Origin of the sequence: Streptomyces sp. SLBN-118 (assembly GCF_006715635.1) — a bacterium.
GTDB lineage: Bacteria > Actinomycetota > Actinomycetes > Streptomycetales > Streptomycetaceae > Streptomyces.
The window spans coordinates 2,550,878-2,575,502 of record NZ_VFNP01000001.1; the positions used below are offsets into that span (position 1 = coordinate 2,550,878).

Annotated in this window: 21 protein-coding genes and 1 riboswitch; of the genes, 15 read left to right on the forward strand and 6 right to left on the reverse strand. The window is 72.3% G+C overall.

Annotated features, from left to right (window positions below; all coding sequences use genetic code 11):
• Positions 1–15: 15 nt before the first annotated feature.
• Positions 16–3,603, reverse strand: a complete 3,588-nt coding sequence (cobN, locus tag FBY35_RS11340) for a cobaltochelatase subunit CobN (RefSeq protein ID WP_142213677.1) — start codon at positions 3,601–3,603, stop codon at positions 16–18.
• Between the two features lie 53 nt (positions 3,604–3,656).
• Positions 3,657–3,749, reverse strand: a riboswitch (cobalamin riboswitch).
• Between the two features lie 131 nt (positions 3,750–3,880).
• Here cobN and cobG point away from each other — a divergent pair.
• From cobG to FBY35_RS11355, 3 genes are read left to right on the forward strand one after another with little or no spacing between them, the layout of a single operon-like run.
• A complete protein-coding gene (gene cobG, locus FBY35_RS11345) occupies positions 3,881–5,170 on the forward strand; it encodes a precorrin-3B synthase (RefSeq protein ID WP_260848582.1) in 1,290 nt (429 codons plus the stop codon).
• A gap of 4 nt (positions 5,171–5,174) precedes the next feature.
• Positions 5,175–5,816 (forward strand): precorrin-8X methylmutase, encoded by a 642-nt coding sequence (locus FBY35_RS11350; RefSeq protein ID WP_142213678.1) that lies wholly within the window; start codon positions 5,175–5,177, stop codon positions 5,814–5,816.
• Positions 5,813–7,330 (forward strand): precorrin-2 C(20)-methyltransferase, encoded by a 1,518-nt coding sequence (locus FBY35_RS11355; protein WP_142213679.1) that lies wholly within the window; start codon positions 5,813–5,815, stop codon positions 7,328–7,330. Before FBY35_RS11350 ends, FBY35_RS11355 begins: the two co-directional genes overlap by 4 nt.
• Here FBY35_RS11355 and FBY35_RS11360 read toward each other — a convergent pair.
• The gene (locus FBY35_RS11360) at positions 7,300–8,049 is read right to left on the reverse strand and encodes a cobalt-precorrin-6A reductase (protein ID WP_142213680.1); all 750 of its coding nucleotides are present in this window, start codon (positions 8,047–8,049) and stop codon (positions 7,300–7,302) included. The two genes, FBY35_RS11355 and FBY35_RS11360, sit on opposite strands and share 31 nt — an antisense overlap.
• Positions 8,050–8,066: 17 nt before the next feature.
• On the opposite strand from FBY35_RS11360, the gene FBY35_RS11365 reads away from it, so the two are divergent.
• Positions 8,067–9,182, forward strand: coding sequence for a cobalt-precorrin-5B (C(1))-methyltransferase (locus FBY35_RS11365; RefSeq protein WP_142213681.1), 1,116 nt, complete (start codon positions 8,067–8,069; stop codon positions 9,180–9,182).
• A 150-nt stretch (positions 9,183–9,332) separates the two neighbouring features.
• Here the strand turns inward: FBY35_RS11365 and FBY35_RS11370 are convergent, their stop codons facing one another.
• Positions 9,333–9,902 (reverse strand): TetR/AcrR family transcriptional regulator, encoded by a 570-nt coding sequence (locus FBY35_RS11370; protein WP_260848583.1) that lies wholly within the window; start codon positions 9,900–9,902, stop codon positions 9,333–9,335.
• A 51-nt stretch (positions 9,903–9,953) separates the two neighbouring features.
• Here FBY35_RS11370 and FBY35_RS11375 point away from each other — a divergent pair, with 51 nt between their 5' ends.
• Genes FBY35_RS11375 through cobM form a run of 3 tightly spaced genes read left to right on the forward strand, consistent with a single transcriptional unit; the run spans position 9,954 to position 12,903 of the window.
• Positions 9,954–10,844, forward strand: a complete 891-nt coding sequence (locus FBY35_RS11375; protein WP_142213683.1) for a DUF2867 domain-containing protein — start codon at positions 9,954–9,956, stop codon at positions 10,842–10,844.
• Positions 10,845–10,885: 41 nt separating this feature from the next.
• Positions 10,886–12,127: a precorrin-6y C5,15-methyltransferase (decarboxylating) subunit CbiE gene (gene cbiE / locus FBY35_RS11380; protein WP_142213684.1), complete on the forward strand. Its 1,242-nt coding sequence runs from the start codon at positions 10,886–10,888 to the stop codon at positions 12,125–12,127.
• Positions 12,124–12,903: a precorrin-4 C(11)-methyltransferase gene (gene cobM / locus FBY35_RS11385; protein WP_142213685.1), complete on the forward strand. Its 780-nt coding sequence runs from the start codon at positions 12,124–12,126 to the stop codon at positions 12,901–12,903. The genes cbiE and cobM overlap by 4 nt, the downstream gene beginning before the upstream one ends.
• A 312-nt stretch (positions 12,904–13,215) precedes the next feature.
• Here cobM and FBY35_RS11390 read toward each other — a convergent pair whose 3' ends face one another.
• Positions 13,216–13,764: an NIPSNAP family protein gene (locus tag FBY35_RS11390; RefSeq protein WP_142213686.1), complete on the reverse strand. Its 549-nt coding sequence runs from the start codon at positions 13,762–13,764 to the stop codon at positions 13,216–13,218.
• Positions 13,765–13,909: 145 nt separating this feature from the next.
• On the opposite strand from FBY35_RS11390, the gene FBY35_RS11395 reads away from it, so the two are divergent.
• Entirely contained in the window at positions 13,910–14,839 is a 930-nt protein-coding gene (locus FBY35_RS11395) for a YafY family protein (protein WP_142213687.1), read from the forward strand.
• Positions 14,840–14,901: 62 nt separating this feature from the next.
• Here FBY35_RS11395 and FBY35_RS11400 read toward each other — a convergent pair whose 3' ends face one another.
• On the reverse strand, positions 14,902–15,969 hold the full coding sequence (locus FBY35_RS11400) for a Ku protein (protein ID WP_142213688.1): 1,068 nt from the start codon (positions 15,967–15,969) through the stop codon (positions 14,902–14,904).
• Positions 15,970–16,018: 49 nt separating this feature from the next.
• Here FBY35_RS11400 and ligD point away from each other — a divergent pair, with 49 nt between their 5' ends.
• From ligD to FBY35_RS11415, 3 genes are all read left to right on the forward strand, one after another.
• Positions 16,019–16,894: a non-homologous end-joining DNA ligase gene (ligD, locus tag FBY35_RS11405; RefSeq protein WP_142213689.1), complete on the forward strand. Its 876-nt coding sequence runs from the start codon at positions 16,019–16,021 to the stop codon at positions 16,892–16,894.
• Positions 16,891–17,796 carry an ATP-dependent DNA ligase gene (locus tag FBY35_RS11410; protein ID WP_186356914.1) on the forward strand — a complete coding sequence of 302 codons (906 nt, stop codon included), beginning with the start codon at positions 16,891–16,893 and terminating at the stop codon, positions 17,794–17,796. Before ligD ends, FBY35_RS11410 begins: the two co-directional genes overlap by 4 nt.
• A gap of 65 nt (positions 17,797–17,861) precedes the next feature.
• Positions 17,862–18,293, forward strand: a complete 432-nt coding sequence (locus FBY35_RS11415) for a DUF4440 domain-containing protein (RefSeq protein ID WP_142213690.1) — start codon at positions 17,862–17,864, stop codon at positions 18,291–18,293.
• A 14-nt stretch (positions 18,294–18,307) separates the two neighbouring features.
• On the opposite strand, the gene FBY35_RS11420 is transcribed toward FBY35_RS11415, so the two are convergent.
• Positions 18,308–19,114, reverse strand: a complete 807-nt coding sequence (locus FBY35_RS11420; protein WP_142213691.1) for a nuclease-related domain-containing protein — start codon at positions 19,112–19,114, stop codon at positions 18,308–18,310.
• A gap of 115 nt (positions 19,115–19,229) precedes the next feature.
• Here FBY35_RS11420 and FBY35_RS11425 point away from each other — a divergent pair, with 115 nt between their 5' ends.
• From FBY35_RS11425 to FBY35_RS11440, 4 genes are all read left to right on the forward strand, one after another.
• On the forward strand, positions 19,230–21,323 hold the full coding sequence (locus FBY35_RS11425; RefSeq protein WP_142213692.1) for a HEAT repeat domain-containing protein: 2,094 nt from the start codon (positions 19,230–19,232) through the stop codon (positions 21,321–21,323).
• A complete protein-coding gene (locus tag FBY35_RS11430; RefSeq protein ID WP_142213693.1) occupies positions 21,320–21,625 on the forward strand; it encodes a zinc-ribbon domain-containing protein in 306 nt (101 codons plus the stop codon). The genes FBY35_RS11425 and FBY35_RS11430 overlap by 4 nt, the downstream gene beginning before the upstream one ends.
• A gap of 132 nt (positions 21,626–21,757) precedes the next feature.
• Positions 21,758–23,170, forward strand: coding sequence for an FtsW/RodA/SpoVE family cell cycle protein (locus FBY35_RS11435; RefSeq protein WP_142213694.1), 1,413 nt, complete (start codon positions 21,758–21,760; stop codon positions 23,168–23,170).
• Positions 23,167–24,624 carry a penicillin-binding transpeptidase domain-containing protein gene (locus FBY35_RS11440; RefSeq protein WP_142213695.1) on the forward strand — a complete coding sequence of 486 codons (1,458 nt, stop codon included), beginning with the start codon at positions 23,167–23,169 and terminating at the stop codon, positions 24,622–24,624. Before FBY35_RS11435 ends, FBY35_RS11440 begins: the two co-directional genes overlap by 4 nt.
• Position 24,625 lies beyond the last annotated feature (1 nt).

The window sequence follows — 24,625 nt, forward strand, 5'->3', positions numbered from 1 at the left end:
GCCGTCCGGTTTCGGTCAGTCCTCGCCCTCCAGGTCGCCCTCCGTCTCCAGGAAGACCTGGCGCAGGGCGGCCAGCACCGACGGATCGGGCTTGGCCCACATGCCGCGTGACTCGGCCTCCAGGAGGCGTTCGGCGATGCCGTGCAGGGCCCAAGGGTTGGCCTGCTGGAGGAATTCCCGGTTCGTGGGATCCAGCACGTACGTCTGCGTGAGCTTGTCGTACATCCAGTCGGCGACCACGCCCGTCGTCGCGTCGTAGCCGAACAGGTAGTCCACGGTCGCGGCGAGTTCGAAGGCGCCCTTGTAGCCGTGGCGGCGCATCGCCTCGATCCACTTGGGGTTGACGACGCGGGCGCGGAAGACGCGGGAGGTCTCCTCGACCAGGGTGCGGGTGCGGACCGTCTCGGGGCGCGTGGAGTCCCCGATGTACGCCTCGGGCGCCGTGCCCCGCAGGGCGCGCACGGTGGCCACCATGCCGCCGTGGTACTGGAAGTAGTCGTCGGAGTCCGCGATGTCGTGCTCGCGGGTGTCCGTGTTCTTCGCCGCGACCGTGATGCGCTTGTACGCGGTCTCCATCTCGGCGCGGGCCGGGCGGCCGTCGAGTTCGCGGCCGTAGGCGTAGCCGCCCCAGACCGTGTAGACCTCGGCGAGGTCCGCGTCGGTGCGCCAGTCGCGGGAGTCGATGAGCTGGAGGAGGCCCGCGCCGTAGGTGCCCGGGCGGGAGCCGAAGATACGGGTCGTGGCGCGGCGTTCGTCGCCGTGGGCGGCCAGGTCCGCCCTGGTGTGGGCGCGGACGAAGTTCATGTCGTCGGGCTCGTCGAGGGATGCGGCCAGGCGGACCGCGTCGTCCAGCAGACCGATCGTGTGCGGGAAGGCGTCGCGGAAGAAGCCGGAGATGCGCAGCGTGACATCGATGCGGGGGCGGCCCAGTTCGGCGAGCGGGATGGGCTCCAGGCCGGTGACGCGGCGAGAGGCGTCGTCCCAGACCGGGCGGATGCCGAGCAGGGCGAGCGCCTCCGCGACATCGTCGCCGCTGGTGCGCATCGCGCTCGTGCCCCACAGGGACAGGCCGACCGACGGCGGCCAGTCGCCGTTGTCGGTGCGGTAGCGCTCAAGGAGCGAGTCCGCGAGGGCCTGACCCGTCTCCCAGGCGAGGCGGGAGGGGACCGCCTTCGGGTCCACCGAGTAGAAGTTGCGGCCCGTCGGCAGGACGTTGACCAGGCCGCGCAGCGGGGAGCCGGAGGGGCCCGCAGGGACGAAGCCGCCGTTCAACGCGTGGACGGCATGGTCGACTTCGGCGGTGGTGGCGGCGAGGCGGGGGACGACCTCTCGGGAGGCGAAGTCCAGGATGGCCGCGACCTCGGGGCCGTGCCCGGCGGGGACGGCATCGGGGTTCCACCCGGCGTCCTCCATCGCCTGGACCAGCTCGCGCGCCTTCTCCTCGGCCGCGTCCGCCGTCGTGCGTGTGGCCGCCGACTCGTCCAGGCCCAGCGCCTCGCGCAGGCCCGGCAGCGACGACGTCCCGCCCCAGATCTGGCGCGCCCGGAGGATGGCGAGGACCAGGTTGACGCGGTCCGCGCCGAGGGGCGGCGAGCCGAGGACATGGAGGCCGTCGCGGATCTGGGCGTCCTTGACCTCGCACAGCCAGCCGTCGACATGGAGCAGGAAGTCGTCGAAGCCGTCGTCGTCCGGGCGGCCTTCGAGGCCCAGGTCGTGGTCGAGCCTGGCCGCCTGGATGAGGGTCCAGATCTGGGCGCGGATGGCGGGGAGTTTGGCCGGGTCCATGGAGGAGATCGCGGCGTACTCGTCGAGGAGCTGTTCCAGACGCGCGATGTCGCCGTAGGAGTCGGCGCGGGCCATCGGCGGGACCAGGTGGTCGACGAGCGTGGCGTGGACGCGGCGTTTGGCCTGGGTACCCTCGCCCGGGTCGTTGACCAGGAAGGGATAGATCAGCGGGAGGTCGCCGAGCGCGGCGTCGGGGCCGCAGGCCGCGGACAGACCGGCGTTCTTGCCGGGCAGCCACTCCAGGTTGCCGTGCTTGCCGAGGTGGATCATCGCGTCGGCACCGAAGCCGCCGTCGTCCGCGGATGCGGCGATCCAGCGGTAGGCGGCCAGGTAGTGGTGCGAGGGCGGCAGATCGGGGTCGTGGTAGATCGCGATCGGGTTCTCGCCGAAGCCCCGCGGGGGCTGGATGAGGATCAGGAGGTTCTGGTGGCGCAGGGCCGCGAGGACTATGTCGCCCTCCGGATTGCGGCTGCGGTCGAGGAACATCTCGCCGGGCGGCGGGCCCCAGTGCTCCTCGACGGCCGAGCGCAGTTCCTGCGGCAGCGTCGCGTACCAGCGCTTGTAGTCTGCCGCCGGGATACGGACCGGATTGCGCGCCAACTGCCCCTCGGTCAGCCAGTCCTGGTCGTGGCCGCCCGCCTCGATCAGGGCACGGATCAGCTCGTCGCCGTCGCCGGAGGCGAGGCCCGGTACCGGCTCCGTACCGAAGTCGTAGCCCTCGGCCCGGAGTCGGCGCAGGAGGGCCACCGCGGACGCGGGGGTGTCCAGGCCGACCGCGTTGCCGATCCGCGAATGCTTCGTGGGGTAGGCGGAGAGCACCAGCGCGAGGCGCTTGTCGGCGGCGGGGATGTGCCTCAGGCGCGCATGGCGTACGGCGATTCCGGCGACCCGTGCGGCCCGCTCGGGGTCGGCCTCGTAGGCCGGAAGGCCGTCCTCGTCGATCTCCTTGAAGGAGAAGGGCACGGTGATGAGCCGGCCGTCGAACTCCGGGACCGCGATCTGGCTGGCCGCGTCCAGGGGTGAGACGCCCTCGTCGCTCTCCTCCCATGCGCTGCGCGAACCGGTCAGGCAGAGCGCCTGGAGGATCGGTACGTCCAGGCCGGTCAGGGCGCCCGCATCCCACGACTCGTCGTCGCCGCCCGCCGATGCCTCGGCGGGCCGGGTGCCGCCCGCCGCGAGGACGGTGGTGACGACGGCGTCGGCGGCGCCGAGCGCGTCGATCAGCTCGGGTTCCGGGGCGCGCAGGGAGGCGACGTACAGCGGGAGGGGGCGGCCGCCGGCGTCCTCGATCGCCGTGCACAGGGCGTCGACGAAGGCGGTGTTGCCGCTCATGTGGTGGGCGCGGTAGTAGAGCACGGCCACGGTCGGGCCGTCGGTCTCCCGTGCGGTGCGCTCCAGCGGGCCCCAGGTCGGTGCGGGGGCCGGTGACTCGAAGCCGTGGCCGGTGAGGAGCACCGTGTCGCTGAGGAAGCGGGCCAGCTGCTCCAGGTTGGCGGGACCGCCGTGGGCCAGGTAGGCGTGGGCCTCGGCCGCGATGCCGACGGGGACGGTGGACGCCTCCATCAGCTGGGCGTCGGGGGCCTGTTCACCGGTGAGGACGACGACCGGGAGCCCGGCCCCGTGCAGCAGGTCGAGCCCGTCCTGCCAGGCCCGTACGCCGCCAAGAAGCCGTACGACGACCAGGTCCACGCCGTCGAGCAGGGCGGGCAGCTCACTGAGGTCGAGCCGCGCCGGGTTGGCGAACCGGTAGGCGACCGGCCCTGTGGCCGAGCGGGCGCTGAGCAGGTCGGTGTCGGAGGTCGACAGCAGCAGAAGCATGCGAGCGCAGGCCTTCCTCGGGGTGTCCGCGCCCCGGGCGGTGTGGACGGCAGGAGTTCCTGGCTCACCCGGTGTGGACCGGGCTCACAGTGGCGGGACCGCGCCGGATTCGCACCGGGCTTCCTCCATGTCGCCGTCGCAGGCGATGACGGGCCGGCCGGCCCGTCGCCTGAGCATAGTAGGGCTCGGGGGACGGGCGGTGGGCCTGCGGCGGGTGTGATGATCGGCGCAGGTGGACGGGAGTGCTGTCGAATGGACGATGGGTATGCTCGCCGCCATGGCGACCGCCCCAGGCCCCCGCGACACCGGGGCGATAGCACCGAGCCGGGAGCGCGGTGACGCATGCCCCGGCACGCTGCGCCTCCACGCGGCGGACGACGGCGCGCTGGCCCGGGTGCGGATTCCGGCGGGCGCACTGACCACCGGCCAGGCGCTGGCTCTGTGGGATGCGGCACAGCGGCTCGGCGACGGTTCGCTGCACCTCACCTCGCGCGGCAATGTGCAGCTGCGCGGCCTCGGCGAGGGCTGCGGCCGGGAGCTGGCCGATGTCCTCGGCGCGGCGGGTCTGCTGCCCTCGCCCCGGCACGAGCGGGTGCGCAATGTTGTCGCCTCCCCGCTCTCCGGGCTCGACGGGCGCTGCGGGGCCGATGTGCAGCCCTGGGCACGGGAGTTGGACCGGCTGCTGTGCGCGAGCGAGGGGGCGACCGGGCTGTCGGGGCGTTTCCTGTTCGCGTTCGACGACGGTCGCGGGGACGTGGCGGCGCTGGGTGCGGATGTGACCGTGCAGGCGGCCGGTGGCGCGGCTGCGGTGCTGCGGCTGGGTGCGGACGACACGGGTGTGTCGGTCCGCGGTGACGACGCTGCGCGTGCCGTCCTGCTGGCCGCCGAGGCATTCCTGGATGCCGCGCGGGACAGCGGCACCCGCTGCTGGCGGGTGAGTGAACTGCCCGGCAGCACGGCCGAGTTGACGATCGAAGTGGCCTCTCGCATGGCTGCGGACGGGATCCGCGGCACGCTGGTTTCAACACCTCCCACAACGGTCGGCGACCCGCCCCCGCCGGGCGCCGTCGTGGGTCCCGGCGGGCGCACCACCGCACTGTCCGTCGTCGCGCCGCTCGGTGTGCTCACCGGAGCTCAGTGGCGCGAACTGGCCGCCGTGGCCGAGCACGACGGCAACGGCGAGCTGCGGCTGACCCCCTGGCGCGGTGTGATCCTCCCCGGGGTCGAGGACGCCACCGCCCTCGCATCGGCCGGGCTCATCACCTCCCCCGCCTCCCCCTGGCTCGGCGTCGGCGCGTGCATCGGCCGCCCCGGCTGTGCCAAGTCCCTCGCCGACGTGCGGGCGGACGCGGCCAAGGCCCTCGGTGCCGGTCCTGCGAGCCTGCCGGTGTACTGGTCCGGCTGCGAACGCCGTTGCGGCCATCCGCACGGCGACTGGGTGGACCTCGTCGCGACCGCCGACGGCTACGACATCTCCGTACACGGGGAGAGGCCCTGCACCGGCATGCCCCCTTCCGAACTCGCCGCCATCGTGGCGGCTGCGCGCACGAGCGCCGTGACGCGTTGACGAAATGAGCGAGAGCACAGTGTTCGACTACGAGAAGGACGGCGCGGCGATCTACCGCCAGTCCTTTGCCACCATCCGCGCGGAAGCGGATCTCGCGGGGCTGCCCGCCGACGTCAGCCAGGTCGCGGTCCGGATGATCCACGCCTGCGGCATGGTCGACCTGGTACGCGATCTCTCGTTCACCGCGGACGTGGTGGCGCGTGCCCGCGAGGCCCTGCGCGGCGGGGCGCCGATTCTGTGCGATGTCGCCATGGTCGCCAGCGGGGTGACCCGTAAGCGGCTGCCCGCCGGCAACGACGTGGTGTGCACGCTGTCCGACCCGTCGGTCCCGGATCTGGCGGCGAAGCTTCGAACCACCCGCAGCGCCGCGGCACTTGAGTTGTGGCGCGACCGGCTGGAGGGCGCTGTGGTGGCCGTCGGCAATGCGCCGACCGCGCTCTTCCGGCTGCTGGAGATGATCGAGGAGGGTGCCCCGCGCCCGGCCGCCGTCATCGGGGTCCCGGTCGGTTTCATCGGCGCGGCCGAGTCCAAGGACGCGCTCGCCGAACACCCCTCGGGGCTTGACCACTTGGTGGTACGCGGACGCCGCGGCGGCAGCGCCATGGCCGCGGCCGCGCTCAACGCGATCGCGAGCGAGGAAGAGTGAACACCAACAACTCCACGGGTCGCCTGTACGGAGTCGGGCTCGGGCCCGGCGATCCGTCCCTGATGACCGTGCGTGCCGTCGAAGTCATCGCCGAGGCCGATGTGGTCGCGTACCACAGCGCCCGGCACGGCCGGTCCATCGCGCGTTCCATCGCGGCCAAGCATCTGCGCGCCGACCACATCGAGGAGGCGCTGGTCTATCCCGTCACCACGGAGACGACCGACCATCCCGGCGGCTACCGGGGCGCGATGGAGGAGTTCTACACCGAGGCCGCCGCGCGGCTTGCGGCGCACCTCGACGCGGGGCGCACGGTCGCCGTGCTCGCGGAGGGCGATCCGCTCTTCTACGGCTCGTACATGCACATGCACAAGCGCCTCGCGGACCGGTATCCGACCGAGGTGATCCCCGGGGTGACCTCGGTGAGCGCCGCGGCCGCGCGGCTCGGCACACCGCTGGCCGAGGGCGAGGAGGTGCTGACGATCCTGCCCGGCACGCTGCCCGAGGAGGAGCTGACCGCGCGTCTCGCCTCGACGGACTGTGCGGTGGTGATGAAGCTGGGCCGCACCTTCCCCACCGTTCGGCGGGCGATCGAGCGCTCCGGGCGGCTGGACGAGGCCCGCTATGTCGAGCGCGCCACGATGGCCGGGGAGCGCACGGGTCACCTGGCGGACGTGGAGGCGGAGTCGGTGCCGTACTTCTCGGTCGCGGTCCTGCCGAGCCGTGTCGACGCGCCGGCGGCGGTACGGGAGCGGGGCGAGGTGGTCGTCGTGGGCACCGGTCCCGCCGGGCCGCTCTGGCTCACGCCCGAGACACGTGGCGCTCTGGCCGCCGCGGACGATCTCGTCGGCTACACCACCTATCTGGACCGGGTGCCGGTACGTCCGGGCCAGCTGCGGCACGGCTCCGACAACAAGGTGGAGGCCGAGCGCGCCGAGTTCGCCCTCGATCTGGCCCGGCGCGGCAGGCGGGTGGCCGTCGTCTCCGGCGGCGACCCGGGTGTCTTCGCGATGGCCACCGCCGTGCTGGAGGCGGCGTCGCAGGACACGTACAAGGACGTGCCGGTGCGGGTGCTGCCCGGACTGACCGCCGCGAACGCGGCCGCGGCCCGCGTGGGCGCCCCGCTCGGCCACGACTACGCGACACTCTCCCTCTCCGACCGGCTCAAGCCGTGGGAGGTCATCGCGGAACGGCTGCGTGCCGCCGCGGCCGCCGATCTGGTGCTCGCGCTCTACAACCCCGGGTCACGCAGCCGGACCTGGCAGGTCGGCAAGGCCCGTGACCTGCTGCTCGAACACCGGTCCGCGGACACTCCGGTGGTGCTCGGCCGCGATGTCGGCGGGGCGCAGGAGAGCGTGCGGATCGTGCGTCTTGGCGAACTCGATCCGGCCGAGGTGGACATGCGGACGATCCTGATCGTCGGCTCCTCGCAGACGCGGGTCGTACGGCGAGGAGACGGCGAGGAGATCGTCTGGACGCCGCGCCGCTATCCCGAGAGCCCCCGGGCGGAGAGCTGAGCCAGCCAGGCGGCGGCCTCGTCCGGTGAGGCCGCCACCCGGACGCCCTCGGGGACCGGGGGCCGCCGGACCACCACGACCGGCAGCCCGGCCTCGCGGGCGGCGGCGAGCTTGGGTGCGGTGGCGGCCCCTCCGCTGTCCTTGGTGACCAGGACGTCGATGCGGTGACGGCGCAGCAGCTCACGCTCACCGGCGAGGGTGAAGGGGCCGCGGTCGAGCAGTACCTCCATACTCGGCGGGCACGGAGGCTCAGGGGCGTCCACGGAACGCATGAGGAACCACAGGTTGTCCAGGTGGGCGAAGGCGGCGAGACCCATCCGGCCGGTCGTCAGGAACACCCTGCGGCCGAGCGCCGGGAGCGCCGTCGCGGCCTCGTCCAGGGAGCCGGCCCGGTGCCAGTCGTCGCCCTCGGCCGCGACCCAGCCGGGCCTGCGCAGGGCCAGCAGGGGAACATGGGCTTCCGCGGCGGCGGACGCCGCGTTGAAACTGATCGTCCCGGCGAAAGGGTGGGTGGCGTCGATGAGCGCGTCCACGTCGTGCTCGCGCAGCCAGTGGGCCAGGCCCGCGGCTCCGCCGAACCCGCCGATGCGGACGTCGCCCACGGGCAGCCTCGGGGCGGCGACGCGGCCGGCCAGCGAGGTGGTGGTCCGTACGGTGCTGTGGAGCTGTTCCGCAAGCTGCCGTGCCTCGGTGGTCCCGCCGAGAATCAGTACGTGCATCGGGTCCCGGTCCGTTCATGGGTGAGGCAAAGGGCGGGCGCAACGCCCAACTCAAGCACACCGGGCTGCGGCCCGGCTGGACCACCGGCGCATGTGCGACCGCGGCCACGACCGCCGCGTACACGGCGCTACTGACCGGCGACTTTCCCGATCCTGTGACGATCACGCTGCCCAAGGGGCAGACGCCGTCGTTCGCGCTCGCGGCGGAGTCGCTGGCGGACGGAAGGGCCATGGCGGGCATCGTCAAGGACGCGGGCGACGACCCGGACGTCACGCACGGCGCGATGGTCCGAGCGACGGTACGGGTGCTTCCGAGCGGTTCGGGCGTGGTCTTCGCGGCCGGGCCGGGCGTCGGGACGATCACCCGGCCCGGGCTGCCGCTCGACGTCGGCGAGCCCGCGATCAACCCCGTGCCGCGGCAGATGATGCGCGAGCATGTCGCGCTCGTCGCCGGACGGTACGGCGGGACGGGCGACGTGGAGATCACGGTCTGCGTCGACCACGGCGAGGAGATCGCGCGCTCGACCTGGAACCCCCGGCTCGGGATTCTGGGCGGTCTGTCCATCCTGGGAACGACCGGCATCGTCGTGCCGTACTCCTGCTCAGCCTGGATCGACTCGATCCGGCGCGGGGTGGATGTCGCCCGGGCGGCGGGGCGCACACATGTCGCGGGCTGTACGGGGTCGACGTCCGAGAAGACGGTCGTCACGGAGTACGGCCTCCCGGAGGACGCGCTGCTGGACATGGGGGACTTCGCGGGAGCGGTACTGAAGTACGTGCGGCGGCACCCGGTGGACCGGCTGACCATCTGTGGCGGGTTCGCCAAACTGTCGAAGCTGGCGGCGGGGCATCTGGATCTGCACTCGGCACGCTCTCAGGTCGACAAGGGCTTCCTGGCAAACCTGGCCCGGGCGGGCGGCGCGGACGAGTCCCTCGCGGCGGCCGTCTCCACGGCGAACACGGGCCTGGCGGCGCTCCAGTTGTGCGCGGCGGCGGGCGTCCCGCTGGGCGACCTGGTGGCGGTCGCGGCCCGGGACGAGGCGCGGGAGGTGCTGCGGGGTGCGCCGGTGGTGGTGGACGTGATCTGCATCGACCGCGCGGGGGTGGTGGTGGGCCGCAGCGGTCCGCGGTAGTTGGCCCGGGCCCGTCTGTCCGGAAACGCCGGTCGGGCTTGGGTGTTGCCGCCGACGGCACGGTGGTCAGGTGTGTCCGTCCTCAAACGCCGGACGGGCTGAAATGCCGCCCCCCCATCCGCGGGGTGGGGAAAGCGCCCCGCGCAACGGCTACCCCCGTCGCAGCAGCGTGTCCATCATCGACTCCACATACGCCCCCCGCTCAACCCCCACCGGCAGCGCCTGCGGCACCGCGTGGCTCAGCTGGGTGTGACCCAGATAGCTCGTGTACGCGAGCAGCCCCCGCCGCTGCGCCTCCGGCGCTCCGAAGCCCAACTCCTCGAAGAGCTGCGCCACATAGCCCACACGCCGCTTCGTCACCCGTTCGAGCACGCGGGCCACCTGGGGATGGTCGGCCGTGGCGAGCAGCGACATCTCCAGGGGATCCTCGGCCGCCGTCGCGATCGCTTTCGTCAAGAGCGTGCGCAGCCGCCGCTCCGGGTCCGGCTCGGTCTCCATCTCGGTGATGATCTGCTCGGTGTGGATCTCCTCCCACCGCCCGAGCGCGGCTTCGATCAGCGCGTCACGGTTCGTGAAGTGCCAGTAGAAGCTGCCCTTCGTCGTGCCGAGCCGCGCGGCGAGCGGCTCCACGGCGACGGCGGCGAGCCCGCCTTCCCCGATGGCGGCAAGTGCCGCGTCGGCCCAGTCGTGTGCCGTGAGTCTCTTGCGTGCCCGCGCCATGTCCATACGCTACCGTACGGAAAAACATACGCCACCGTATGGAGGTGCGTGATGCGCACAGTGCGGAACGTTCACGAACGACACATCGCGGCGCCGGCGGAAGTGGTCGGCGCTCTGCTCGACCGCGTCTCGTCCCCGGACGACCCGCTCAGCCCCAGCCCCGTCTGGCCGCCCATCCGTTTCGATCGTCCCCTGGGCGTCGGCGCCGACGGCGGCCACGGCTTCGTCCGCTACTCGGTCGGCGCGTACGACCCCGGCCGCAGCATCCGCTTCGACTTCGCCCCGCCCTCCAACGGCTTCCACACCCTCTCGACTCAGCCGCTGGACTCGGGCGGCTGCCGGGTCAGCCATGTCCTCGAACAGCAACAGGGCCTCAAGTCCTGGCTGCTGTGGACACTGGTGATCCGCCCCCTGCACGACACCATGATCGAAGAGCTCTTCGACAACATCGAGCGCGCCGCCACCCCCGGCACCCTCACCCGGCCCTACCGCTGGTCCCGCCGGGCCCGCCTCATGCACCGCCTCGTCACGGCCCGGCCGAAGGCGACAGCAGTTCCGGCCGGAGCCGAACTGGCCAACCGGGCCTTCGCCACACCGGACTTCGCGGACGCGTGCGCGATCCCCCTGGCGCCGGGAATGCCGCGCGACCCGCACGCCTGGCGCGATGTCCTCCCGTTCGAGATCCAGGCGACTGCCCCCAACGAGCTGCTGCTCGGCGAGGACGCCGGCCACCTCGACTTCCGCGCCTCGGTCCTGATAGCCGACGACACGGTCACACTCACCACCGTCGTCAGGACCCACAACTGGCGCGGCAGGCTCTACTTCGCGGTGATCCGCCGCTTCCACCCGCCCATCGCCCGCCGGATGCTCCGCCGCGCCTACCGCCGCCTTGTCTTCGCGGCGCCTGTGGCCCCGCTACGTGCGCAAACGCCCGCCCAGTAGAGTGCGCCTTCGAGCTCTCCCCGTACCCGAGGTGTCCCTCCGTGAGTCCCGCTTCCCCCACCGCACCGGCCGTCACCGTCGTCGGGATCGGAGCCGACGGCTGGGACGGACTCCCCGCCACCTCGCAGCGCGCCCTGCTGGACGCCGACGTCGTGATCGGCGGACCGCGGCATCTGGAACTCCTGCCCCCCGCCTGCACGGGCGAGCGGGTGGCCTGGCCGTCGCCGCTGCGGCCCGCCGTGCCCGGGCTGCTCGCGGCCCACACCGGGCGCCGCGTCGCGGTGCTCGCGAGCGGCGATCCCATGTACTACGGCATCGGCCGGGCACTCACCGACGTACTCGGCCCCGGCGTCCCGCATGTCCTGCCGCACCCCTCGTCGGTGTCGTACGCCTGCGCCCGCCTCGGCTGGCCGCTGGAGGACACCGAGGTCGTCACGCTGGTGGGAAGGCCCACCGCTCAGCTCGGCGCGGCCCTGCACGACGGGCGGCGGCTGCTCGTCCTCAGCGCGGGAGCAGCGACCCCGGGCGAGGTCGCCGCCTTCCTGCGCGAGCAGGGTTTCGGGCCGAGCCGGATGCGGGTCCTCGAACAGCTCGGCGGGGAGCGCGAAGACCAGGCCGAGGGCACGGCCGGGACATGGGACCGCCCGCCCGGCGACCCGCTGAACGTCATCGCCGTCGAGTGCCGCCGCGCGCCCGGCAGTCTGCGCCTCGGCGCCGTACCGGGCCTTCCGGACGACGCGTACGAACACGACGGCCAGCTCACCAAACGCCATGTGCGCGCCGCGACCCTCGGCGCGCTCGCGCCAGCGCCCGGCGAGCTGCTGTGGGACGTCGGCGGCGGCTCCGGCTCCATCGCGGTGGAGTGGATGCGTACGCACCGGTCGTGCCGGGCCGTCACCGTCGAACGCGACGCGGCGCGCGCCGTCCGCATCGCCCTCAACGCCGAGCGGCTCGGTGTGCCCGGCCTGCGCGTGGTCACCGGCGCCGCACCCGAGGCGCTCGCTCAACTCCCCGCACCGGACGCCGTGTTCGTCGGCGGCGGGCTGACCGTGCCCGGCCTGCTCGACGCGTGCTGGGAGGCGCTGCCCGCGGGCGGCCGCCTCGTCGCCAACACCGTCACCCTGGAGTCCGAGGCGCTGCTCGCCGACCGGTACCGCCGCCACGGCGGCGAGCTGGTACGCCTCGCGGTGGCGCATGCCGTCCCCGTGGGCGGCTTCACCGGCTGGCGGCAGGCGATGCCGGTCACCCAGTGGTCCGTCACCAAAACAGGAGATCAACGATGACCGTGTACTTCATCGGCGCCGGCCCCGGTGCCGCCGACCTGATCACGGTGCGCGGCGCCCGTACGCTCGCCTCCTGCCAGGTCTGCCTGTACGCGGGCAGCCTCGTTCCGCGTGAACTCCTCGCCGAATGCCCGCCGGACGCGCGCCTGGTGGACACGGCACAGCTCAACCTGGACGAGATCACGGCCCAGTTGATCCGCTCCCACGAGGCGGGTCACGACGTGGCCCGGCTGCACTCCGGCGACCCGTCCGTCTTCAGCGCCGTCGCCGAACAGATGCGGCGCCTGGACGCCGCGGGCGTGCCGTACGAGGTCGTGCCGGGCGTTCCGGCCTTCGCCGCGGCCGCGGCCGCTCTGAAGCGGGAGCTGACCGTCCCGACCGTCGGCCAGACCGTCATCCTCACCCGGATCGCCAACCGCGCGACGGCCATGCCCGAGGGCGAGGACCTGGCGACGCTCGGCCGCAGCGGCGCGCTGATCGTGCTGCACCTGGCCGCGCGGTACGTGGACCGCGTGGTCGAGGAGCTGGAGCCGCACTACGGCTCCGACTGCCCCGCGGCGGTGGTCGCGATGGCGAGCCGCCCCGACGAACTGATCCTGCGCGGAACGCTCGCGGACATCGCGGACCAGGTGAAGTCGGCGGGGGTCCTGCGCACGGCGGTGATCATGGTGGGACGGACGCTGGGGGCGTCGCAGTTCCGCGACAGCCATTTGTACTCGCGTGACCGTGAGAGGCACGAGCCGTGCGCGCCGGTACCGGGGGCACCCGTGGCGTGAGGGGGGTTCGCCCCGGCCCCGCCCTCCCTCTGCCGTCTGGCGGCCGTGGGAGGCGCCCATCCCGAACCGGGGTTGCGCCCGTTTCGCTTTCCTAGTGGCGGATACCGCCTCACCTGCGAAACGGACGGAGTCCCCCAACTGTCTGCGGAGGAAGGCAGTCGAGGGGCGCGGTGTCAGTGCCTGCGCCGCCGGACGGGGGCACGGGTGGCAGCGCTGCGCCGCCACCACAGGCCCCGGCAGGCCATAGTTCGTGACCTGACGCACAGCCGCATTCCGGCGTGTCCGCAATGGGGCAGACGCGACCGTGCGGGGCTACGTCGTCACGGGTTCCAGCCGTAGCAGCCGGGGCGGCCAGGGTGGTGGCTCGGCCGGGCCGAACCAGACCCGGAGGTCCTCCCCCGTGCGGACGGGCAGTTGGGGGTAGTCGTTTTCGGCGTGCTCGGTGCGGTGCAGCGCATGACCCGGTACCAGGTGCCGGGCGGCGTACGCGTCGAAGGCAGCCGCGCCGGACGGCCGGCAGACGGACGCGACCACCCCGCGGGTGCCCGGCTCCGATGCGAAGCCCGGGCCGCGCAGCAGCAGGACGTCGTCGCTGTCGATCATGGTGGCGTTGGCCGCGTCGCGGTGCTCCCGCCAGACCGGGCCGGTGTAGAACGCCTCCAGCGAGCGCCGGCGGTGCGTCATGTCGGGGAACGCGCGTAGCCAGACGAAGCGGTCGGGGTCGTCAAGGTCACGGAACCGGCCGCCGACGGTGATGCCGACCGCCTGCTGGCCGGTCACGAACTCGCGCTCGAACAGCTCGATCAGCGTCTCCCGGGTGCCGGGATGCAGCGTGTACTGCCGGAGTTCGACGATGCTCATGCGGTGGCCGCCCCGGTGCGGGTGAGCGGTGCGGTGAGACGGCGATTGGCCACGTCCCAGGAGCCGTGCAGGAAGTCGAAGTCGTCCATACCCCGCAGACTAGGGACACTCCCCTGACATCCGCTGTCAGTGGATACTGAGCGGAATGCGCGCGAGCCGACTGGTCACCCTGCTGCTGCTGCTCCAGAACCGGGGCCGGATGACAGCCCAGCAGCTGGCCGAGGAACTGGAGGTCTCCGTCCGTACGGTCTACCGGGACGTCGAGGCGCTCGGCGCCGCCGGTATCCCGCTGTACGGCCACGCGGGACACGCGGGCGGCTACCGGCTGATCGACGGCTACCGGACCCGCCTCACCGGGCTGGCCGCCGATGAGGCGCAGGCCGCGTTCCTCGCCGCGCTCCCCGGCGCCGACGCCGAGCTCGGCCTCGGCGAGGCGCTCGCCACCGCCCAACTCAAGCTGCGGGCCGCCCTTCCGGCGGAGCTGCGTGAGCACGCCGGGCGGATCCAGGAACGCTTCCTGCTCGACGCCCCCGGCTGGTACGGCGACGCCGACCGTACGCCTCACCTGGCCGCGGTGGCCGCCGCGGTGTGGGCGCGGCGGGCGGTGGTCCTGCGGTACCGGCGCTGGCGGGCGCCGGAGGAGATCGAGCGGCGGGTGGAGCCGTACGGCCTCGTACTCAAGGCCGGCCGCTGGTACCTGGTCGCCGGCGGGCCGTCCGGGACCCGCACCTACCGGGTCGACCAGATCGGCGAACTCCGGTCTCTGGAAGAAGAGTTCGCCGTACCGGACGGGTTCGGCCTGGCCGCGCACTGGAACAGTTATCTGGCCGACTTCCGAGTCCGGCTCCACACCGGGGAGGCCCTGGTACGGCTCACCCCGGAGGGCGCCCGCCGCCTCGGCGTGACGCCCAAGGGTCACGGATGGACGCAGACCCGGGTGCCCATCGAATCGATCGACCACGCCCACGGAGAGTTCCTGCGGCTGGGCACCGACGTCGAGGTCATTGAACCGGCCGAACTCCGCGACCGCATCGCCGAGACGGTACGGACCTTGGCCACCCGCTACGAGGGATGACACGGAGATCTCCCGGCCGGAGCACCGGCCACATGCGTGCGAGCCCGCCGCAGGCGTACCCGTCAGGCCGAGGTGCGCTTCCTCGGGGTCGCCTTCTTCGGCGCGGACTTCTTCGCCGCTGCCGTCTTCTGCGCCGCTGCCGTCTTCTGCGCCGCCGCCGTCTTCTTCGTCGCGGACTTCTTCGTCGCCGCGGACTTCGCCGACTTCGCGCTCGTCGCCTTCTTTGCGGCCGTTTTCTTCGCCGCTGCCGACGTCGACTTCTTCGCACCCGCCGCCTTGGGCGCGCTCGCCGCCCGGTTGCGGCCCTTGATCGGCGTCACCCCCGCGACCTTCTCGCCGGCCCCGCCGGCCTCCCCGCGCGCCTCCTGCGCCGCCCGTACGCTGCCCTCCAGCGCCGCCATCAGGTCGATGACCTTCCCTTCGCCCTCGTCCGGGGCCGCCTCGGGCAGCACCCCGCCCTCCACCTTCGCGGCGATCAGCTGTTCCATCGCCGCGCGGTAGTCGTCGTGCAGCGACGACAGTTCGACCTCGCCGAGCGTGTTCATCAGGGCGTCGGCCAGGTCGAGTTCGGCCTCCCGGACCGTCACCTCGGTCTGCGGGGCCACGCCCTCCGGCCCGCGGATCTCGTCCGGCCAGAGCAGTCCGTGCATGGCGATCACTTCGTCGACGACGCGCAGCATGCCAAGCCGCTCACGCCCGCGCAGGGCGAATTTCGCGAGGGCGACCTTCTGGCTGCGCTTGAGCGCCTCCCGCAGCAGCGTGTACGGCTTCGTGGCGGGGACACCGTTCGCCGACAGGTAGTACGCGGCGTCCATCTGAAGCGGGTCGATCGAGGACGCGGGCACGAACGCGACGATCTCGATCGTCTTCGCCGTGGGCAGCGGGAGGACCGCCAGGTCCTCGTCCGTGATCGGGATGAGCGATCCGTCCGCGTCCTCGAATCCCTTGCCGATCTCCGAGGCGGGCACTTCCTTCTCCTCCAGCTCGCAGACCTTGCGGTAGCGGATCCGGCCGCCGTCTTCGGTGTGGATCTGGCGGAAGGAGATGGAGTGGTTCTCGGTCGCGTTCATGAGCTTGACCGGGATGCTGACCAGGCCGAAGGAGATCGCACCGTTCCAGATGGATCGCACGTTTAATCCCTTTCATCCGAAATTTCAGGAATCGTGGGATTCTCATCGTATGACGCCGATCACCGAGGTGGAGGGGCGGCGCCTCGCGCTCACCAACCTGGAGAAGGTCCTCCACCCTGCCACCGGGACCACCAAGGGCGAGATCGTCCACTACTACGCCACCACGGCCGGTGCGATCCTCGCCCATCTCCACAACCGGCCGCTGTCCTTCCTCCGGTATCCGGACGGCCCGGACGGCCAGCTCTTCTTCACCAAGAATCCGCCGCCCGGTACGCCGTCCTGGGTACGGACGGTCGAGGTGCCGCGCTCCGAGGACAAGCACGCGCACCAGGTCGTCGTCGACGATCTGGCGTCGCTGATCTGGGCGGCGAACCTGGTGGTGGAGTTCCATACGCCCCAGTGGCAGGCGGACGAGCCGGGGATCGCCGACCGCATGGTCTTCGATCTGGACCCGGGCGCCCCGGCGACGATCGTCGAGTGCTGCGCCGTGGCGCTCTGGCTGCGGGAGCGGCTGGCGGCCGACGGTCTGCTCGCGTACGCCAAGACCTCGGGCTCCAAGGGGCTGCATGTCCTCGTACCGCTGGAGCCGACCCCCTCGGAAAAGGTCTCGGCGTACGCGAAGAGCCTGGCGGTCGAGGGCGAGGCCGAGTTGCCCGGGCTGATCCTGCACCGGATGACGCGCTCCCTGCGGCCCGGCAAGGTCTTCGTGGACCACAGCCAGAACTCCGCCAAGAAGACCACCGCGACCCCCTACACGCTCCGCGCCCGCTCCGAGCCGACCGTGTCGGCGCCCGTCACCTGGGAGGAGGTCGAGGCACACCAGAACCTCGTCTTCCGGATCGGCGACATCGGGCCACGGCTGGAGCGGTACGGGGATCTGCTCGGCCCGCTCATCAATCTCAACCGCGCCAGGCCCCTGCCATGAGCGTGCCGCGCCCGCCGCTGAAGGTCGCGCTCGCCCAATCGGTGAGCGTGCTGCCGCGCGGGCACGGCCTGGCGTACGAGCCGAAGTTCGACGGCCACCGGATGGTGATCTTCAAGGTCGGTGGCACGGTGCTGCTGCAGGCCCGTTCGGGGCGGATCGTCACGGCCTCGTTCCCCGATCTCGCGGACGCGGCACGGCGGTTGCCCGAGGGCACGGTGCTGGACGGCGAGGTGGTGGTGTGGAAGGAGGGCCGTACCGACTTCGCCTCCGTACAGAAGCGCGCAGCCGCCACGGCGGGGCGCGCGCCCGCGCTCGCACACCGGTTGCCCGCGTCGTACGCGGCCTTCGATCTGCTGGCCGAGGGGGGCGAGGACCTGCGGCCGTCGGCGTACGAGAAGAGGCGCGCGCGGCTGGTCGCGCTGCTCGGCCCGCTCGGGCCGCCGCTCCAGCCCGTACCGATGACGCTGGATGCCGACGAGGCGGCGACCTGGTTCGAGACGCTGCCCGCGATCGGCGTCGAGGGTCTGGTGGTCAAGCGGCTGGACCAGACGTACAGGGGCGGCACGCGCGCGTGGCGCAAACTTCGGCACACCTCGGCGCGCGATGCGGCGGTCGTCGGCTTCACAGGGCCCCGGACGCGGCCCACCGCGCTGGTCCTCGTACTGCCGGACGACGACACCCCCGTCGTGTCCAGTCCGCTGAGCCCGGCACTGCGGGCGCAGGCCACGGCCGCGTTCACCACGCCGGCCGGCGCACACACTGGCACCGCGACGGCGGTCGGGGTGGGCGAGGTCGAATACCGGAGGGTGGAGACGGGGCTGACGGCGGAGGTGGAGCAGGGCACGACGCGGCACGCGGTCACCACGGTGCTGCGCCTGCGGCTGCCCACGGATAAGAATTAATCAAGTTTGACTAGCCATGTGCCAGGGGATACCTTCCCTCACGCCGTCACGCTTGAGGAGACCCCGTGGCCCTTCTGCCCGACACCGGATACACCCCCACCGCCGAGGAGCTCGCGAGCATCCAGGACTGGTTCGCGGCCTACGACGCGCACAGCGCCAGGCGCGAGGTCGAGAGCATGGCGGACCTCGCCGTCTTCCCGCTCAACCTGGTCAGCGACCACTCGGCGGGCAACGGCGCCTCTGCCCAGTGGGACCGACGGCAGTTCATCGAGACGATGACCCAGGTGATGGGCGACGGCAGCGACGACATCGCCTTCGAGTCGACGCGAACGCCCGTCTTCCTCTCCCCCGCGATCGCCGTCGTCTTCACCGATTCGACGATGACCGTGGACGGCCACACACAGCAGTTGCGCTACGCCGACGTTCTGATCAGGCGCGACGGACAGTGGGCGTTCCAGACCATGCTCCAGAGCGGCTGGGGCGACAACCTCCGCTGACAGCGCCCCGCCAGTCAGACCCGCAGCCAGGTGCGGCGGTCCCGTGCCGTCGCGTACAGCGCCTCGATGTCCGCCGGCTTGAGGACGCCGCCGAGTCCGGCCAGCGCGGGCACTTCGTCGTCACGGATGATCCGTATGTCGGGCGGCGCGGGCAGCGCGTCGAGCCGTGCCGACCCGACCACGGCCAGCACCGGGCGCACCGCCGCCGCCAGCGCGAGAGTGGCGCGCTCGGCCCGGCGGCGGGTCAGCCGCAGCACCGGCTCCGGCCCGCCGCGCCCGGCCCGCACCATCGGGTCGGCGATACGCACCTTCAGCCGGCGGGCCGCCAGGGTGTGCACGGCGAGCAGCCCGCCCGGGCCGACGGCCAGATGGTCGATGCGGTCGGCGCCCGGAAGCGGCACCGAGTGCAGGATCCGCCAGCCCGCGCCCTCCAGCCGGTCGAGCGCTTCGCCGAGCAGCTGCTGGGCGGCGAGCTGGACGCGGCGCGGGTCCTGCCGGAAGCGGCGGGCGGCGCCCGCGGGCAGCGAGTCGAGCTCCACCAGGAGCCCTTCGCCGGGCCGGTTGGGGGCCAGGTCGTCGTCGGGGTGAAGGGACAGCCGGGCGAGGTCGGCGGAGGTGGGGACGGGCGGCGGTCCGATGCTGACGTCGCCGGTCAGGTAGGGGGCGAGGGCGGAGAGCACATCGGCGCGGTGACGCTCGGAAACCAGGCTGACCCGGCCGCTGTCCCTGTCGTACCAGGCGACGTTGCGGCCGTCCGGGAGGCTGACATACAGCCGGTCCCGGCCCTGCCTGCGTGCGGGTGTCACGCGAAGTCTCGTCATGCCACCACCCCCCGACCATGGGAACAGCCCGGGGGCCTTCGGGGCAATATCCACGCGAGGCGGGAGCGGTGGTGCACACTCTCCCCAAGCGCAAGGTTGTCGGGAGGAGGCACGCGTGTTCGGGGGGATCCACGAGGTCGACTGGGCAGCACTGGGGCACGCCTACGGTCCGGCGGACGATGTGCCGGAGATGCTGTACGGACTGGCCTCGGCGGACCCGGACGACCGCGAGACGGCGCTCGACGGCATGTACGGAGCGGTGCATCACCAGGGCGATGTGTACGACTCGACACTCGCCTGCATTCCCTTCCTCCTCGAACTCGTGGCGAATCCGGCGGTCCAGGACCGCGGCGGCATCGTCGAGTTGCTGACCAGCATCGGCGGGATCGATCTGGGCGACGACGAGCTGGACCCGGAGGACGAGGAGTTCGAGTACGCCGCCAACTACGCGATGGCCGCGTCCGCCGTGACCGCCGGCGCCGAGGTGTTCCTGGCGCTGCTCGACGCCGATGACCGCGGACTGCGGCTCGCCGCCCCCCTCGCCCTCGCGACCCTGCACAGCGATCCCGAGCTGGCGCTCACCCTGCTGCGGGAGCGGCTCGGCGCGGAGCCGGACGAGGAGGTGCGCTTCGCCTGTGTCGAGGCAGGCGGCCGGATAGCGCTGCGGCACCAGCGGCTCGCGCCCGAAGTGGTGCAGTGGCTCCTGGGGCTGACCCGGGTGCCGTCCGGCCCGGGGCTGCGGCTTGCCGCGCTCGCGCAGCTCGCCCGCTGCGCGCCGGACGCTCTGCCGGCCGATGTGGTGCCGGGGGTGACGGGGCTGCTGCGCGAACTGCGCGCCGAGCCGGTGGCCGCGTCCCCGGTCGCGGAGCCCGTTCCCGAACGGCCGCCCGCACCGACCCTGCTGGGGCGACTGCGTGAGGCGCACGAGGCGGGCACGGCGGGCCGTGGCGCGCCCTGGACCACGGATCTGCTGCGGACGCTGCACTCCGGTCTCGGCGATCGTGTGGACGACCGGATCGCCCTGCTCGTCGACCAGTTGTGCAGCCCCGACTGGGGGCAGCGGATCGATGCCGTACGGCTGAGCAGCGGGCTGCTCGGGACCTGGCGCGGCGCCTACGGAGAGCTGGTCGGATTGATCGGTGAGCAGCTCGCCGACCCGGAGAAACGGCTGGCCGACGCAGCCGCCGACACCCTCGGGGGGCTGTTCGCGCTGGCCGCGCCCGCCGCCGACGCGCTGGCCGACCGGGTGAGAGCCGACCCCCAGGGCTGGGTGCGTCACTGGCAGAGCGGGCCACCGTCCCTCGGCAGCGCGCTCACGGCACTGGCGCGGGCGGGCGACCGGCGAGCCGTGCCGGTGCTGGCGCGGACGCTGGAGCTTCCCGAGCCGCCGCACGACCTGGGCCATGCGCTGGCCCATCTGGGCGAGGCGGCCGCGCCGCTGGCACCGGCACTCCGCCGCCGGCTCGGCGAGACCGAGCTGGACGAGCGGCTCATCGACCGGGCCGGACCGCTGCTGTACGGGCTGACTGCCCTGCGAGCTGCCGAGGCGGCGCCCGAGGTGCTGCGGCTGCTGCGGGGGGCGCCCGATCACCGCAGGGAGTGGATCGTCGAATCGGCGCTGGGGGCGCTGACCGCTTTCGGGCCCGCGGCGGCGGACGCGATACCGGACCTGCGGGCGCTGCTGCGCTCGGTCGGTGTCGGCTCGGGATTCTCGGCGTCGCTCGCGGCGAGGACCGCGGGCGCGTTGTGGGCGGTCGAGGGTGATGCCGGGGCCGTACTGCCCGTGCTGTGTGCCGCGCTGTCCGAAGCGGACTTCGGCGGACGGCGCTCGGCGGCCACGGCGCTCGGCGCACTGGGCCCGGCGGCCGAGCGGGCCGCGCCTGCCCTGCGTGAACTGCTGCAGGCGTCCGAGCCGTGGCTGCGGGTGGACGCGGCGATCGCGCTCTGGCGGGTGACGGACGATCCCGGGCGGGCATGGCCGGTACTGGTGAAGTCCTGGGAGCAACTGCCCGGCGCCCGGGCCGCGATCGCCGAGTGCCTGACCGACCTGTGGGTCGAGGGGGCGGGGCGGATTCTGCGCGAGGAGCTCACCTCCGTACGACGTCACAATGCGATGGACGGCGGCTACGGCAGTCATGACATCTTTACCGACGAGAAGCTGCTGGCCCTGTGCCGGCGGGCGTTGACGAGGGAGAGACCAAAAGAATGATCATCTTTGGCAGCAGGGGCTACGTCTACCAGCTGGCGATACTCACGCTGGTGTGCGGGCACTGCGGCAATCCGTCCGCCCACACGCTGAGGAAGTACGTCACCAAGTTCACGCTGTTCTTCGTCCCGCTGTTCCCCTTCTCGACGAAGTTCGCGACGCAGTGCACCTTCTGCGGCATGGAGCAGCGGATCACCAAGGAGCAGGCGGAGCAGCTGCAGGCGCAGGCCGCGGGCGCCCACGCGCAGGGCCAGATGTACGGGCAGCCGCAGCAGCAGCCCGGTCAGCAGCCGTACCAGCACTGAGGCGCGTCCCCCGACCCGGGCCGCACGGACGAGGCCGGCAACGCGACGGAGCACGGCCGGACGGGCTGACTTCGACCCGTCCGACCCCTGGGCACCCGGGTCCGGGGCCGGGCCCCGGTTACGTTGCGAGGCATGACCGCAACGACGACGAGGCCGGCGGACGCTCCCCCGCCCGATCTCCGGCTCCCCAAGCGGCGGGGCGTCGAACTCTCGCTCCTCGTCTGTGCCGTCCTCATCTCCGTCTACGGCTACGTCGACGTGGGCCTGACGAAGAACGACGCCGTCCCGCCAGATGCCGCGGGCTACGGAGCGGGCCTCGGCGTCCTGGCCCTGCTCGCCCATCTCGCCGTACGCCTGCGCGCCCCGTACGCCGATCCGCTGCTGCTGCCCATCGCGGTCCTGCTCAACGGCATCGGCCTGGTGCTCATCTTCCGCCTCGATCTGGACACCCCGGGCGACGTGGCCGCGCCCACGCAGCTGATCTGGTCCACCATCGGAGTCGGGCTGTTCATCGCCGCCGTGGTCCTCCTGCGCGACCACCGGCTGCTTCAGCGGTACGCGTATCTCTCGGTCGCCGCGGCCCTGGTCCTGATGATCGTGCCGATCCTCTTCCCCGCCGTGAACGGTGCCAAGATCTGGATCCGGATCGGAGGACTGTCCTTCCAGCCGGGCGAGTTCGCCAAGATCCTCCTCGCCGTCTTCTTCGCCGCATATCTCGCCGCCAACCGCAACGCCCTGGCCTACACCGGCCGCCGGATCTGGCGGCTCCAGCTCCCCACCGGCCGGGTGCTCGGCCCGATCGTCGCGATCTGGCTGCTCAGCGTCGTCGTACTGGTCCTCGAACGGGACCTCGGCACCTCACTGCTCTTCTTCGGACTCTTTGTGATCATGCTGTACGTGGCGACGGGACGGACCGGCTGGATCGCGGTCGGCCTGCTGCTCGCCGGGGCGGGCGCGTTCGCCGTCGGCTCGCTCGAACCGCACGTCAACAGCCGCGTCACGGACTGGCTCGACCCCTTCGCCTCCATTCAGGCGGGCCACGGCCCCGGCCAGCTCGCCCAGTCGCTCTTCGCCTTCGCCGCGGGCGGAATGCTCGGAGAAGGCCTCGGACTCGGGCACTCCGTCCTCATCGGCTTCGCGGCCAAGTCGGACTTCATCCTGGCCACCGCGGGCGAGGAACTCGGACTGGTCGGCCTGACCGCGGTCTTCCTGCTGTACGGGCTTCTGGTGGCCCGCGGCTACCGCGCCGGGCTCGCCCTGCGCGACCCGTTCGGGCGGCTGCTCTCCGTCGGCCTCGCCTCGATCATCGCCCTCCAGGTCTTCGTGATCGCGGGCGGAGTGATGGGCCTGATCCCGCTCACCGGTATGGCGATGCCCTTTCTGGCACAGGGCGGTTCGTCCGTCGTCACCAACTGGATCATCGTGGCGCTGCTCATCACGGTCAGCGACTCGGCCCGTGCGCCACACCCCGAAGCGCCCGAGCCGGGGGCACTCGTCCCGCTCCCGGACCTGGAACCGGCCCTGGACCGGGAGGACGAACGGTGATCCGCTACATCCGGCGCGCCGCCACCCTGTGTCTGCTGCTCCTGGGCGCGCTGCTCGTCAACGCCGCCCGGGTGCAGATCTTCGAAGCCCCCTCGCTGGACGAGAACCCGGCCAACCGGCGGGTGGCGATTGCCCGTTACGACGATCCGCGCGGGGACATCCTGGCCGGCGGCCGGGCCGTCACCGGTTCCAGGGACTCCGGCCAGCAGCTGCGCTTCGAGCGCACCTACACCGACGGTCCGCTGTACGCGCCGGTGACGGGCTACTCCTCGCAGACCTACGGCACCAGCCTGCTGGAGCACGCCGAGGACGGCGTCCTCTCCGGCTCGGCCCCGATGCTCGCGCCGCTGCCCTTCTGGAACGACATCAGCCGCGACGAGCCGCCAGGCGGCGAGGTCGTCACCACCATCAAGCCCTCCATGCAGCGTGCGGCGTTCGACGGCCTGGCCGGACGGCGGGGTGCGGTCGCCGCGATCGAGCCGTCGACCGGGAAGATCCTGGCGCTGGTCAGCAGCCCTTCGTACGACCCCGGAGAGCTCTCCGGCACCGGGCCCCAGGTCAAGACCGCATGGGCGAGACTCAATGCGTCGGGACATCAGCCCATGCTCAACCGGGCCATCCGGCAGACCTATCCGCCCGGCTCCGCCTTCAAGATCGTGACGGCTGCGGCGGCGCTGGACTCGGGCGTGGTCAGCGATGTCGACGCGCCGAGCGGGGCACCCGATCCGTATGTCCTGCCCGGGACCCGCACCACGCTCCCCAACGCGACGGAGGGCTGCGACGACGCCTCGCTCGCGTACGCCATCCAGTGGTCCTGCAACACCGTGATGGCGCATATCGGGGTCCAGGTCGGGCTGGCCGGAATGCTGGACACGGCGGGCAGGTTCGGCTTCAACGACCCTTCGCTGAGGATCCCCTCGGGCGTCGCCCTGTCCAATTTCGACCGCCGGATGAGCGTCGACCAGGTGGCGCTCTCCTCGATCGGGCAGTTCGACACCACGGCGACTCCGCTCCAGATGGCGATGGTCTCGGCAGCGGTCGCCAACGGCGGGGATCTCAAACGCCCCTATCTGGTGGACCGGGTGACCCGCTCGAACGGCCACACGCTCGCGCAGAACACCCCGGTCTCGTACCACCAGGCGATGAGCCCCGCGACTGCCCAGCAACTCCAGGAGCTGATGATCAGGGCCGTCGAGGAGGGCACCGGCGAGAACGCCGCGATCGAGGGGGCGAGGGTGGGCGGCAAGACCGGCACGGCACAGCACGGTCTCGACAACTCCGCCACGCCGTATGCCTGGTTCATCTCCTGGGCCCAGGCCGAGGACGCGATCCGGCCGGCGGTCGCGGTGGCGGTGGTGGTCGAGGACGCGTCTATCGTACGAGGTGAGATCAGCGGTGGGGGCAGCGCGGCGCCGATCGCGCGGGTGGTGATGGAGGCAGCGCTGCGAGACTGAC